At 43.0% G+C, this 13155-nt stretch carries 12 protein-coding genes; 1 reads left to right on the forward strand and 11 read right to left on the reverse strand.

The genetic code is table 11. The features are described from left to right. Position 1: 1 nt before the first annotated feature. Genes BVE84_RS04940 through miaA form a run of 3 tightly spaced genes read right to left on the reverse strand, consistent with a single transcriptional unit; the run spans position 2 to position 2760 of the window. Positions 2-637, reverse strand: a complete 636-nt coding sequence (locus BVE84_RS04940) for a cystathionine beta-lyase (protein WP_076995955.1) — start codon at positions 635-637, stop codon at positions 2-4. Further along, entirely contained in the window at positions 624-1874 is a 1251-nt protein-coding gene (gene hflX, locus BVE84_RS04945; protein WP_076995956.1) for a GTPase HflX, read from the reverse strand. Before hflX ends, BVE84_RS04940 begins: the two co-directional genes overlap by 14 nt. After that, complete coding sequence (miaA, locus tag BVE84_RS04950; RefSeq protein ID WP_076995957.1) at positions 1867-2760, reverse strand: tRNA (adenosine(37)-N6)-dimethylallyltransferase MiaA; 894 nt, start codon at positions 2758-2760, stop codon at positions 1867-1869. The genes hflX and miaA overlap by 8 nt, the downstream gene beginning before the upstream one ends. Before the next feature lie 68 nt (positions 2761-2828). Between miaA and BVE84_RS04955 the strand changes: the two genes are divergently transcribed. Continuing rightward, the gene (locus BVE84_RS04955) at positions 2829-2999 is read left to right on the forward strand and encodes a DUF3042 family protein (RefSeq protein WP_076995958.1); all 171 of its coding nucleotides are present in this window, start codon (positions 2829-2831) and stop codon (positions 2997-2999) included. Positions 3000-3277: 278 nt separating this feature from the next. Here BVE84_RS04955 and BVE84_RS04960 read toward each other — a convergent pair whose 3' ends face one another. From BVE84_RS04960 to BVE84_RS04995, 8 genes are all read right to left on the reverse strand, one after another. Further along, a complete protein-coding gene (locus BVE84_RS04960) occupies positions 3278-4441 on the reverse strand; it encodes an MFS transporter (RefSeq protein ID WP_076995959.1) in 1164 nt (387 codons plus the stop codon). Between the two features lie 686 nt (positions 4442-5127). Continuing rightward, positions 5128-6483 carry a HAMP domain-containing sensor histidine kinase gene (locus BVE84_RS04965; protein ID WP_076995960.1) on the reverse strand — a complete coding sequence of 452 codons (1356 nt, stop codon included), beginning with the start codon at positions 6481-6483 and terminating at the stop codon, positions 5128-5130. Beyond that, positions 6480-7136, reverse strand: a complete 657-nt coding sequence (locus BVE84_RS04970; RefSeq protein WP_076995961.1) for a response regulator transcription factor — start codon at positions 7134-7136, stop codon at positions 6480-6482. The genes BVE84_RS04965 and BVE84_RS04970 overlap by 4 nt, the downstream gene beginning before the upstream one ends. A 383-nt stretch (positions 7137-7519) precedes the next feature. Beyond that, positions 7520-8146 (reverse strand): ATP-binding cassette domain-containing protein, encoded by a 627-nt coding sequence (locus tag BVE84_RS04975; RefSeq protein WP_076995962.1) that lies wholly within the window; start codon positions 8144-8146, stop codon positions 7520-7522. An 11-nt stretch (positions 8147-8157) separates the two neighbouring features. After that, positions 8158-8781 carry an FtsX-like permease family protein gene (locus tag BVE84_RS04980; protein ID WP_076995963.1) on the reverse strand — a complete coding sequence of 208 codons (624 nt, stop codon included), beginning with the start codon at positions 8779-8781 and terminating at the stop codon, positions 8158-8160. A gap of 131 nt (positions 8782-8912) precedes the next feature. After that, complete coding sequence (locus tag BVE84_RS04985; protein ID WP_076995964.1) at positions 8913-9524, reverse strand: hypothetical protein; 612 nt, start codon at positions 9522-9524, stop codon at positions 8913-8915. 23 nt (positions 9525-9547) lie between these two features. Continuing rightward, the gene (locus tag BVE84_RS04990) at positions 9548-10813 is read right to left on the reverse strand and encodes an FtsX-like permease family protein (protein ID WP_076995965.1); all 1266 of its coding nucleotides are present in this window, start codon (positions 10811-10813) and stop codon (positions 9548-9550) included. Between the two features lie 264 nt (positions 10814-11077). Beyond that, positions 11078-12823 (reverse strand): G5 domain-containing protein, encoded by a 1746-nt coding sequence (locus BVE84_RS04995; protein WP_076995966.1) that lies wholly within the window; start codon positions 12821-12823, stop codon positions 11078-11080. Positions 12824-13155 lie beyond the last annotated feature (332 nt).

Raw genomic sequence — 13155 nt, forward strand, 5'->3', positions numbered from 1 at the left:
ATTATTCCTTTTCTTGCTGAATATAGATAATGGCTGTCCGCCCCGACCAAGCATAGTAGGCTTGCCCTTGATAATGACTTGCTGCCTCTATAACCTCTTCTTGATTCAAGCCTGAAATCCGTACCCAATTCTCACTTTTGGCAAGCTCTGTTAATAGGTAGTCACTTTCAAGCTCTTCAAAACCTTCCTCCTCTATTGCTAGGGGTTGCATATACACCCCTTCATCTTGGACAAAAACCTTATAGTGGGGAAAGATTTGCGCAACCTCAAAGAGTAGAGCAGGTGTCTTTGCTTCCTCTTGCTCTGCAAACACGCAGGCCAACTCCTTGTCGTTCTGATAGGCAAAACCAAAGGCTCTACCAGACAAATTCAGACGGACGAAGGGCTTTTCTTCTACAAAGGAGGGATGTTCCATGAATAAATTGAGGTGCTTGGATAAGTGAATATAATAATTTGTCGCATCCTGCGGGCTTCTCTTTTGATAGAGTTCGGAAAAATAAGCATTGATGACAGAGGGGGGTGGTGTGATAAAGGCCAGCTTTTGGTCATCCGTCAAGCCTTGTAACTGGTGGGTTAGGTAGGCCTTATCAAGACTGGTAAAACCACCATACTGTAAAGCTAAGTCAATATAGTCCATTTTGAAACTCCTCTAATTTCCACTTATACTCCTTGGCAATATAGCCCTTGATGATTTCACAATCCCCTTCATAGGAACGGCTGTCAATCAAAGATACCCGTCCAAGATCATGAAGCTGATAGCTATCTTTCAGGGGAACACGAATCTCAAAGGGTTCAAACATGGTTTTTATCTTGGCGATGATCATCATCTGAATGTGGGATTTGGCCTTTTTATCCTTAGCCGATAGCATGACATGGGGAAATTGACTCGGTGTAAACCCATCATCTGTCTTGTCCAATTTATTATAAAGGGCTAGACGTGGAATGTCCAGCATGTCCAAGTCTTGCAAAATCGTCAAGACGACCTCTTCTTGCTCTGCATGATGGGGATCTGAGGCATCGATGACATGGAGTAACAAGTCGACATTCATGGACTCCTCTAAGGTGGACTTAAAAGCTGAAATGAACTCTGTCGGTAAATCCTGAATAAATCCGACTGTATCGGTCACCGTTGCCTGAAAGGTATCTGATAATTGAACCTGCTTGGTTGTCGCATCCAAGGTCGCAAATAGTTCATCGGCCTCATACTGATGCTTATCGGTCAAGGCATTCATGATAGTAGACTTGCCTGCATTGGTATAGCCGATTAGTCCAATTTTAAAAATACCTGATTGGAGCCTACGCTCCCTTACTCGGGCGCGATTTTTTTCCACAACTTTTAGCTGACGTTCAATGTCTGTAATTTGCTTGCGGATACTCCTACGATTGAGTTCCAGTTGGCTCTCTCCTGGTCCACGAGACCCAATTCCACCCGCCTGACGGCTGAGCATGACTCCTTGCCCTATCAAGCGTGGCAACATGTATTTCAACTGTGCCAAATGCACCTGCAATTTCCCCTCATGACTTCTGGCTCGCATGGCGAAGATATCTAAAATTAACTGCATCCGGTCAATGACCTTGATTCCCAGTACTTCTTCTAAATTCACATTCTGGCGCGTGGTCAAGCGATTGTTGACAACAACTGTATCAATGGCGTCAGCTTCGACCATCCGCTTGATTTCTTCTAATTTCCCCGAGCCAACAAAGGTCCTGCTGTCATACTTTTCCCGTTTCTGGGTGTAAGTTCCCTTGACCACTGCCCCAGCTGTCTTGACAAGGTTAGCCAGCTCTTCCATTGACATAGCAAAGTTCTCCGTCTGCTGTAATTCCACCCCTATCAGCAAGACGCTCTCTGCTTCCTTTCGCGTTTCAATCATGATTCTCCCCTAAAAATTCTCCTACTCGTCGGTCAATCGTATCCCTCACCCCCACGTCAGATAACCGAACAAAATCCACCTGCATACGGTTATGAAACCAAGTTAGTTGGCGTTTAGCGAAGCGACGGGTATGCTGCTTGACCTTATCAACGGCTTCTTTTAGACTGACTTGTCCTGCAAAGTAGGGGAAGAACTCCTTGTAGCCAATCCCCAAACTAGCCTGAGAGCTTGGATAGGTTTCATAGAGCCACCTCGCCTCGGCAAGTAGACCAGCTTCTAGCATCTGATCTACCCGTTGGTTGATCCGTTCATATAAGGTAGGGCGATCATCTGAGAGTCCCAGCAATAGGAAGTCGTAAGGCGGTTCTTGATTTTCTAAGTCTTGGTTAAAATGTGCTAGCTCCAACTGCCTCATCGCACGCCGGCGATTCATCTGTGAAATCTCAATGCCCAGCTCTGCTATTTTCTCAAATAAGACCTCATCAGGTAGATTATCTAGCGTCTGACGGTAGGCAAGAATCTCTTCATGGGCCACCGGACCACCTAGATGGTAGCCCTCCAGCAGGCTCTGGATATAAAGGCCTGTACCTCCTACGATAATCGGCACTTTTCCCCTACTAGCTATCTCTTCGATCCACTTGCCTGCTTCTGAGACAAAGTCAAAGGCAGAGTAGCCCTCATTCACATCGCGTACGTCAATCAAGTGATGGACAGCAAGTTCTTGCTCTTCCTTGCTTGCCTTAGCTGTTCCAATATCTAACTGCCTGTAAACCTGCTGGCTATCACCACTGATAATCTCACCGTCATACCGTCTGGCCAGTTCGATTCCTAGGGCTGTTTTCCCCACTGCGGTCGGCCCTACTACTACTATTATCTTTGTTTTCATCTTTTTCCTTGAAAATTTTTTGTTTTTTCGCTACAATCTATTATAACACAAGTAAAGGAGAAACAACTATGGCTAAAGGTTTTGGAAAAGGTTTCTTGACAGGAGTTGCTAGCACAGTTGCTCTTGCTGCAGGTGCAATTTTTACCATTCATAAAACAATTATCGAACCTGAAGAAAAAAAAGAAGCCTTCATTGAAGAAAATCGCAAAAAAGCAGCACGCCGTCGCGTCGCACGTTAAAAAAATGCTCCAGTGGAGCATTTTTTCATGAGCTTAAAAATAGAATAGCAAATGATACCCAACAGGGTATTTTTTTCATAGATCTAAAAGTGGAAAACGGATTATCTCCCTGGCGGCTCACCATTCTATGACGCCACAAAAAAGACAAGGACCTCAGCACTTGCTAACCGCCCCCACTTGCCAAACATAATTATTACAATGATTTTTCTATAGACAGATTCGGAAACAAGAAGCCATCCTGGGGACATACCCTCGTCAAATAGCCAACAAAACAGGCCTCACACGATAAGATCTTCTTTTTCAATGAAGAAAATGGTCACCATCATCACTAGGGTTACAAGAAGTAAGCTAATCACTAGCGGAACCCAGGAAGCCACAATAGAGTAGCTGTAGCCCAAGACAAGAGGTCCTACAGCTGCGATGAGATAACCTCCTGTCTGTACCATGCCCGATAGACGCGCTGTTGCCTGACTATTACTGGTTTTGAGTGACAGCGATAACATCATGTATGGAAAGAGCGAGCTGACCGATACTCCCAATAGAAGGTGAATGATAAGCCAGACCATAAAACTAGCTGGAGCAAACAAGATGAACACCAAGCCCATCACTGTTAAACTCGATAGGCCAATCATCATGATTGCCCGCTGCTCTTTCTTTAAACGGGATACAATGCCAGGAATTATCATTGACACAGGAATGCTGACCAAACTAAAAATTCCTGCTAAAAATCCTGCCTGTGCTTGTTCTAATCCTGCCGTTTGCGCCATAGTCGGAAGCCATGTCAGTTCCGTATAAAAAAGCAGGGACTGAAGGCCACTAAAGATGAGAAAAATAACCGCTGCCCTGTTCTTCCACAGCGATTGACTTGTAGTCGTCAAGATTAGTTCTTCTTGATGATGCTCTTTCATATTGGGCAACCAGCAAACAAAGGCTAGACCCACCAGACCTGTCACCAAGATGGTGAAAAATTGCCAGGAACTAGCAGATACCACTGGAACAGCCACCATGGAGGCAAGCGTTGAAGTAAGCCCCATCACCGTAATATAAAGGGTAGTATACAGACCGATTTTCCGTGGAAAATTTGCCGCAACAATACTCGGTAACAGAACATTGATGACCGCAATGGTAGCACCAACCAAGATAGTACCCAAATATAAAGAGGGCAGATTGAGGACTCGCAAGATTGACCCCAAAGCCATGACCAACAAAACGATCCCCATCAAGCGCTCCATGCCAATCCTCCTCGCCAGTTTAGGGGCTAGGGAAGAGCAAAGCGCAAACATCAGCAAGGGGATGGAGGTCAGAATACCCAAATCGCTCACTGGCACCCCAAAGCTATTTGCAATATCTGTTAGGATAGGAGGAATGGCAGTAATTGGCACACGCATGACTGCACCCAACATCACAACTCCTAGGGCAATAAATCTGGATTGTTTCTTCATATACACCTCATTCATACTGAACCATATTCAATAAAACCAATTCGTCTTATAGCTATAGCTGCCTTCCGTTCCTTCGAGCTTTTACGAACCTTGCATAGCCTAGTCTTACATTTTATATTTTTCGAGATTTCCCTTAAATCGTACGGACAGCAGCAAGTTCCTTTGAAATGTCATCCCTCATTTTGGGGTCTCAGTCTCAAAACTCCCGTTCCAGACAGCAACACAGTGATTGTCTGGAATACCACTAGGGCGGGAAATAGCTTTTAAAACTCGCTTGGTTCGCTTCAACAGTCTGGGAATAGACTGTTGAAGGTTGGAAATAGAACGAGTGGAACTCGTGTCAAACGCCCTTTGTATCTTAGTCTACTTTTGATTTTTATTGAGTATAAGATGGGGGTCGGTCAGGCAGTTTTTCTGAGAGGAGTCTGAGGAAAAATTTATTTTCTTTCCCATATTTATTTTGAGACGCTTCTTTCCTCATACTCAATAAAACCTTGCCCTAAAACAAAAGGTATAGAAAGCATTTTCTACACCTTTTGTTGACACATTTTAAAGAGTGTGCGATTATCTAGGAAATGTGTATCCTTATTTCCTACCACATGACGTCCACCCTTGATTCATGTCCTGTGCCACTCTCCTAGCATCAACATCCTCCGGCGGCATAGACCAATCATGTTGGTTGACGATCAAAAGAAAATACTGAACTGCATCCACCTATCCTCAATCGCTTCAAACTGGTAGCTCAACTGATGTTGCTCTAAAATTTGTTGGACGATAAAGAGTCCTAATCCAGTGCCTCCATCCTTACGACTGTGACTATAATCTGGTCGATAAAATGGTTGGAAAATCTTGTCAAGTTGCTCCTTGGTCAGGACTTTTTCAACCTCATTTTTAACGATGAGTTGCCTCCCTTTTAATTGAAGAACAATCTGTCCCCCTGCACGTGTGTAATGAAAGGCATTATCTAGGATATTTTTAATAACCTTGAGGAGGTAGGTCTTGTTTCCTTCAATCTCTAAGGGGGCTAATTGGACAGTGAAGTGGTAGCCTTGCACCTCAGCCAGAGTCTGGTAAAATTCGATTTCCTCCTGCAATGTATCAGACAGGGAGAAAGGCTGGGGCTTGTTTTCTATGGTCTCTATCTCCAATTTAGAGATAGATAAAATCGACTGAACCAGCTGTGACTGTTGTTCTAAAATGTCTCGACACTTCTTTAGATACTTCTCTTTGTCTTTAAAATCACCAACCCCATAAATCATGCCATCGATAATCCCCATCATCCCTGCGATAGGGGTTTTTAATTCATGGGACGTCATTCGCAGAAACTCAGCCTTACTCCGCTCACTCTCTGCTACCTTCTCGTTTTCAAGACGCAGGCTTTCCATATTGCGTAAGAGACTGGCATAGAGCGTATTGACATCTTGCGCGAGATCGGCAATTTCATCGTACCCCTCTACCTGACAAGTCACATCTGGGGATAGACTAACCATCTTTCGGGTTGTCTCAGAAATCTGCTTGAGCCGCTTGGTCGAAACTCGGCTATAGACATAGGATACAGCAGTCCCTAGACACAGAAAAAAGATGAGAAAATATGGCGACAAACGGAGCAATATCTGGCTTGCATCAGAGACGGGCTGTAACGAATACTCCCCCTCTAGGCTATAGATTTTCCCTTCCTTATCTTGAATTGTCTCGTGTAACTTCTCGAACTCCACATTTTCTGATATAAAGGGTTTAACTTCTAATTTTATATCCGACTGAAGCCCCTCCACTCGAGGATAATAAATCATCCCTTCCTTGTCCGATAAACTGAACCACATCCGTCCATTCTTTTTATCAAAACGCTCCAAAAGTTTTTCAATGTCAGAAATTGATTTGCCCTGAATACTGCTTGAGACATAGTTAAACTCCTCTTTCAACTCGGAAACTTTGACCGATTGATAATAGAGCGGCATCACGAAATACAAGGTGGTCAAAAGAGCTGTCACAATCAGAAAAATCAAGCTACTGGTCCAGAGAAAATGTCTTTTTGCAATCTTCACTCTGGCTCTCTCCCTAGCTGATAGCCCATTCCGGTAATAGTGATCAGAGGAATCCCTGGTATTTTCTTACGGATATTTTTAATATGATTGTCCAAGACACGCGTATCCAGCTCACTATAGCCCCAAATGACATCCATGAGTTGATCACGTGTAACGAGATGGTATTTACGTTTTGCAAGGGTTTCCAGCAACTCATATTCAGTCTTTGTGGGCGACATTTTTTGCCCTTTCCAATAGACCGTACGATCTTCTAGAGACACGCGCAGCTCATCTATCACAATCTCAGAATAGGTAACCGAACGACGCAAGATGTTTTCAATTCGTTTGATGAGGATCAGAGGTGAAAAAGGCTTGGTCACATAATCACTAATCGAGTGGTTAAAACTCACTAATTGGGTATATTCATCATCCAAGGCTGTTAACATCATGACTGGAACTTGAGAACTTTTGCGAATTTCCTTTAAGACATCAAGGCCACTGACAGTCGGAAGCATGATGTCTAAAATGACTAGATCAAAATTCTCTTTTTCAAAGCACTCCAAAGCCTCTCCTCCATCCATCACAGAGATTACTTGGTAGTCATGCTCCCTCAAAAATTCACAAATCACCTGGTTGATAGTCACATCATCTTCGACTACTAAAATCTTAGACATTATCTTCTCCTTTTCCTATCTAGTGTCTATTTTAAAAACTTCCCTCTTTATTATACACCAGTTCAAGGGAAGTTTTGCCGAATTGCCAAAAAAACAGATAAAGTACAGATACAGGACTTCCTTATGAAAGCAATTCAATACTAATACTCAATAAAAATCAAAAGTAGACTAGCTTTCACAATTAAGAATTGTGAAAGGTTGGAAATGAGATTAGCACCGCTAATTTCCTTATAATCGAAGCCGAAGGTAGAACTAGCGTTCACCAAGGCAAGTTGACGAAGTATCCTTTTGATTTTTAAAGAGTATAACTCCCTCAAAACAAGGACGGCTACTCTACCATCAGCAGCATCTGCTCCTCTTTTAGCTTCCTAGTTTCCGTCTCCTCACGAACGAAATTGACCATTTCTAAGTGTTAGCTGAATGTCTGCCATGCTGCCCAAGTGCTTGCTATGGGTTACCATAATGACACATTTTTTATCCCTGTGAGCAATCGTTTTCAAATGCACTACAATCTCTATCGCAATCTCTTCATCCAAATTACCAGTCGGCTCATCTAGCAACATGATACTAGCTCCCGATACCAAGGAACGAGCAATGGCTACACGCTGCTGTTGCCCACCCGATAGTTGCAGAATATTGCGATGAATCTGCTCCTGAGATAACCCCAGATCAAGTAAGACCTTAGAATCTGCCTTTGGATTGACCAGACGGATATTCTCTAGAGGAGTTAAATAATCCAGAAGGTTATAATTTTGAAAGACGAGAGAGACATGTTTCCTACGATAAGTCTGATAGCCAATCTCCCTCACATCCTTACCGTTGAATAAGAGTTGACCAGAAGTCGGCTGATCTAAGCCTGCTAAAAGAGACAATAAGGTGGTCTTTCCTGCACCTGAATGCCCGACAATGGAATAAAACCTTCCTTCTTCAAACTGATAATTCAAATTCTGAAAAATCTGCTGTCGGCTCATACCAGCGTAGGTGTAGGATAAATCTTTTATGACTAGCATTCCGTCCCTCCTTATGAAATCTTATTTAACATATCTTTTGGTTTTAACAATAGCATCGGTAAGCTAGTAATGATAATATCGATGAGCATCAAACCTATACAAATGGTCAACATGTTCACCAAATCTGTTGTCGTCACTGTTGCTTGGAACTGTTTGACCGTTTGCATAATCAGGTCTGGCTGGATATCTGCTCCCAGACTATAGCCACCTAGCTGCTTCAAAATATCGCCACAGACTGTTTTTGCGACAGAATCCACCGTCTGATTCGCAAAAAATTGTCCCAATCTCTGGCCAATGAAGCTGGCTACAGCGATGGCAGGTACTAATAAGATGGTATGTTCAACCATGTATTGGGCAAGGATACTCAGTTTGGACTTACCTAGATCTAAGAGCAGACCACTTTCTTTCTGGCGCCCATGAATGGCAAAGACTAAAAGAAGCACAAACAACACCGCACTCATCACAATGGTCACAATCACCAAGCGTTTGACCGTTTTTTGTAGCAGGTGAATGCTCCGATTATAGGACTGGAGGGCTGGATTTTGCTCTGTTAGCTGATATTTCTGCCAGTTGACGCTCGAAACACTCTGCTTGATTTTTGTGATAAACGCCTTGGTATCGACAGATTTTTTCAAGGTATAGGTGACTTCACTATAGAGGTTTTCACCTTCTTATAACCATATAAATCACTCGCCAAAGAAGTATCTGACAGCAAGGTATTGGATATTAACTCATCACTATAGTTCGGACGATTGAAGGTTTTCCCTTAAAAGATCCCCACAATCTCTGCAGAAATCGACATCTTATCCTGGCCGATATAGCGTAAGGGATCTCGCCCCAAGGTTACATAGTCTCCGACCTTTAGTTGATTGTGGGTGGCAAAATCTTCATGGACGACAACCTTGTACCGCTCTCCTTTATGAAGATGACGACCACTCTTTAGGGTCAACATCCCCGTTGCAAAACGGTTATCTTTTTGACTATCTGAGATTCCTTCGACATTGACAGTCGTTTCAATTACAGGTTTTCGGTAGTCACCCTCAGCCGTTCCAATCGGAACAGGTTTTGCGTCTTGTAAATTAGAAAAAGAAGATACAGACGATATATACCCCTCTACTTCTGGATAATTTCCAATTTCTTGCACTGCCTTTTCAGACAATTCTCCCGAACCATAGCCATCTCCAACCAGGAAATAGCTAGCGGATAAGGTCACAGTTTGGGCGATATTGTCTTTCTCAACGACCCCCTTTGCCATAGAAGTTGATAAGGCTAGTACCGCCACTAAAAAACTAGCAACTGATGCAAAGAGGAAAAAAGTGACGAAATTTTTAGCTATTTTGCGTCTTACATAATAGATTGCACGAACGATAAATGACATGTTCCCTCCTTTTTCTGTTGTTTCTATGACATCATGGAAAAGATTTTTTTGGGTGAATATTTCAGTAGAGCAAAGCAAGAAATCAATACCGCACCAACTGATAAAACAAGCACACTAGCTATTATAACGAGACTATCCAATACTGTTATCCCGACAGGATGCCTCAATAGCTCTTTGAGCTGATAGGAATTGGCGGAGAATACTGCCGGTAAAAATTCACCATTATCTACATTCTCATAGGTAGTCTTGAGTATATCCTGCATCAAACTCCCCCTCAGAGGAGCAAGCACGACACTTACCACGAAGAGGCCTAGCACCGAGGTGAGAAGGGCTAGAAGTAGCACCTCAATAACATACTGGAGTACAATCTCCAAACGACTGTTGCCAAGAGATTGTAAAATACCGATTTCTAGCTGTCGTCCTTTCATCCATAGGTGGAGGAAACAAAGGAGGATAAGATGGCTCAAGATAAGGATACCTCCAATGACCATTTTTAAGAATTGTTGCTGATTTTTTAATGTTTTAAGCTGGGCTTGGATCATCGAATTCGGTTTTATCTGATAGGTTTGGTACAGCACTTCATCTGTCTGAAAAGCCATCTGAGACTGGAGCGCCATCGTCTTTGACTCGGCATCCACCATCACGGTGTGATAGCCGACATTAGGGTTGACGCGCTCGATCGTTTCTGTGGTCGTTAAGAGATTATTCTCAAACGCATCACTCTCCTTGATGGCAAAAGGATGCTGCTTTGCTCTAAAAATACCCACTACCTCCACTCCAAGCTCCTGTCCATTTTTGGATCGAACAGTGATGGTATCTCCTACTGATAGCTCATACTTATCCGCAACTGCCCGGCTTACCAGAGCCTGCCCGGCAGCAACAGTCAGATAGGACCCTGTCTCCAGCACAAATTGCTCCTCAAATACCTGACTTTTTTCAAAAAAATCGTAATTAACCAAACTATAGGAACGGCTATTTTCAGACTGATCTATTGCAATCGCCACTTCTTCTGAAACCAAGGAACGAGTGAGGAGCTGATGTTCAGACATCACCTTCTCCAAGTCTAGTCGACTAGAAGTTGGAAGGGAGGCTAAACCTTCCTCAATCTTTGTCAGTAAGAACTGCTTATCTTGCTGGTCTGATAGGCGCTTTATATCCCCTTCAAGAGTGGTATTCAGTGCTATCAATACCCCCAGAGCCAGACTGATACAGACGAATAATCCTGTCAAAATAACACTTTTAATAGGATGTCGCTTCAGGTACAAGACTGCACGGGTAAACGAATTCATAGATTCTCCTTTACCAATAAGATTTTTTTAAGTTGCTGCTGGCTCACTCCTTTTACAAACCAACTATACATATCTTAGTTTCAGTATAGCAAACGTCTATCTTCTTTCTCTATCGGTCATCTATCATTTATCTATGTTTTCATCCTCTTTAAACATAACTTATTTACTATCTAGGACGGGATTCTTGAGTTTTTATACTCAAAGAAAATACTCTCCCAAAAAGGGATGAGCTTCTGTCTCATCCCTTCCCTATCCTTTGGTAGATTATTTTTTACGTTTTTTGATGAATAGACCTGTCAGACTGACTAGGGCAATACCAACAGCAGATAGGATACTTGGAGTGTCGTTGGTCCTTGGCAAGATCCGTCTGTCCTTATTCTGATTCTGTCCTGGTTTTACCAATTCAGCGCTTGGTTCATTCTGTTGTGGGACAGACTCTTCATCCTTGTTTGGCGGAGTTGGTGTGTCCATCATTTTCTCGTCGGCTTCTTTGGTGCCAATCTCCACTACTTCATCAATAGCAGGTTTTGTCACCACATCTGAAATTACCTTACGTGATAAGATGTCATTCCCTCTTACTTGTACCTCTTCAACGATAGTACGCACACCCTTCTCACCTTTTGTGATGACTCGTTTCTCACCCTTTGGCAAGTTAGGATTTTCCCGAGTGATGGTCTGAAAATCAAGTTGCTCCTCCCGCGTTTCTAGGCGAGCTGTTATCTTAGGCTTGTCTGATGGAGCAGGTTCCTCTTTTTTAGGAATCGGCTGAGCAGGCGTCAGTGGTATCAGCGGTGTACCTGATAGAATGCGATACAATTCATTGAATCTCTTCTGACGCGGATAAATATCCCTATTGATAAACCCTACAAACGAAGCATCCCTACTACCTGTTGCCACAGAAGCATAAGAGTCATAGAACATGTCTCTAAGCAAATTCCTTAGTTCCTGATTGTCTGGATATTGCTTACGCTTCTGTTCCAAATCACGAGCAATGTATTCCATTTCTCCATACTGAAGAGCATCATATAGACGTACTAAACGACCCTTCAGCTCCTGATTCGTCAGATGAGCATCTGTTTCGGGATTCAAACTGTCAAAAACGTGTAGATAGCCATCTAAATAACTTCCCACTGCCTGCCAAACTTCCATCTGCCCCTTGTATAGACTTTCATCCGTCACTTCCGGCAACTGCTTAATTCCCTTCAAAATCGCTTTTGCCTTTGTAAGGGCCTCTTTTTCCCTGTCCTTCAAGGCTTGGATATTGGCTTTTTTAGCTGCAAGGAAGATAGCATCCAGCTCTTTATCAGACTGTAATGCTTCTAATGGCCCTTTAAAATCTGCTTTTTGCTCCTGACTCAGATAGCGCAACTGATCAATCCCTTTGTCAATGGCATCTCTCTTTTGAAAAATCGCTTTGTTTGCTGTAGACATCTGGTCTGCTTCTGCTAGCAAGCCGTCAATCTCTGCCTCCGTCCCTAACTGCTCTAGTCGAGCTAGATAGTCCGAACGCTGACCTGGAAACAGGTACTCTTTCTTAGTCAGAGTCTCTTTAGCAGCTGCTTTTTTGGCCTCCAGTTGCTGACGTTGGGCTACATATTGCGCCACTTCTTGCTTGACTGCCTCAATCTCTTGGAGAGTAGTCGCCTGTTGTAGCTTAGCCAGATAGGTATTTTTCAAGGAGCTTGGCAAATCCTGCATTTGGGAAACTGCTGCAATCGCTTGTTTTTTTGCTGCCTCTAGTTGTGCCTGCTCTTCTTGAACTTTATTCTCTGCTCCCTGATCTGCTGGTGAGACTTGACCAAGAGGTTGAACCGTCGGAATGCTCGGAGATACAACATGCGCAGAACGATTGAGCTGACTATCTACAGCACCTGCTAAGACCTTGTTGACACCTAAACTATCTTCAAGCTGAACATCTGCACTTGGCACTACTTGCTCAGCCTGCACAAGATGAGGGGCTAGCGATGCTAAGGTCGCCGCTGTTGCTGCTACATATAATTGTTTTTTCATATAAGGTTACCTTTCTACTTACTCAGCATAACTGGTCTAATCCGATTCTTACCACCATTATATATAAAAAATACTGGGGTGACAAACCTAGCCAAAATACCTAGGCATCTCAAAAACACGATTGTTTTTTAGATTATTTTTTCAAAAATCCTACATTCAACGACCGTTTTTTTATTTTATCGTTTTATTAAACAAAAATGACGAACATTCTCGCAAAATCTGTACTTTATCTATCGTTTGTTGCTACAAAGCACAGACAAAATACAGAAATCCTTTACCTAGTCTACAAATTTGGGCAACCTAATACTCGATAAAAATCAAAAAATCCCCCA

The organism is Streptococcus azizii, assembly GCF_001984715.1.
GTDB classification, from domain to species: Bacteria; Bacillota; Bacilli; order Lactobacillales; family Streptococcaceae; genus Streptococcus; species Streptococcus azizii.

Bases quoted from the DNA above. Each gene is read 5' to 3' on its own strand.
- BVE84_RS04940 (WP_076995955.1), bottom strand. From the start codon at position 637: ATGGACTATATTGACTTAGCTTTACAGTATGGTGGTTTTACCAGTCTT.
- BVE84_RS04985 (WP_076995964.1), bottom strand. From the start codon at position 9,524: ATGTCATTTATCGTTCGTGCAATCTATTATGTAAGACGCAAAATAGCT.
- BVE84_RS04960 (WP_076995959.1), bottom strand. From the start codon at position 4,441: ATGAAGAAACAATCCAGATTTATTGCCCTAGGAGTTGTGATGTTGGGT.
- BVE84_RS04955 (WP_076995958.1), top strand. From the start codon at position 2,829: ATGGCTAAAGGTTTTGGAAAAGGTTTCTTGACAGGAGTTGCTAGCACA.
- hflX (WP_076995956.1), bottom strand. From the start codon at position 1,874: ATGATTGAAACGCGAAAGGAAGCAGAGAGCGTCTTGCTGATAGGGGTG.
- BVE84_RS04970 (WP_076995961.1), bottom strand. From the start codon at position 7,136: ATGTCTAAGATTTTAGTAGTCGAAGATGATGTGACTATCAACCAGGTG.
- miaA (WP_076995957.1), bottom strand. From the start codon at position 2,760: ATGAAAACAAAGATAATAGTAGTAGTAGGGCCGACCGCAGTGGGGAAA.
- BVE84_RS04990 (WP_076995965.1), bottom strand. From the start codon at position 10,813: ATGAATTCGTTTACCCGTGCAGTCTTGTACCTGAAGCGACATCCTATT.
- BVE84_RS04975 (WP_076995962.1), bottom strand. From the start codon at position 8,146: ATGCTAGTCATAAAAGATTTATCCTACACCTACGCTGGTATGAGCCGA.
- BVE84_RS04995 (WP_076995966.1), bottom strand. From the start codon at position 12,823: ATGAAAAAACAATTATATGTAGCAGCAACAGCGGCGACCTTAGCATCG.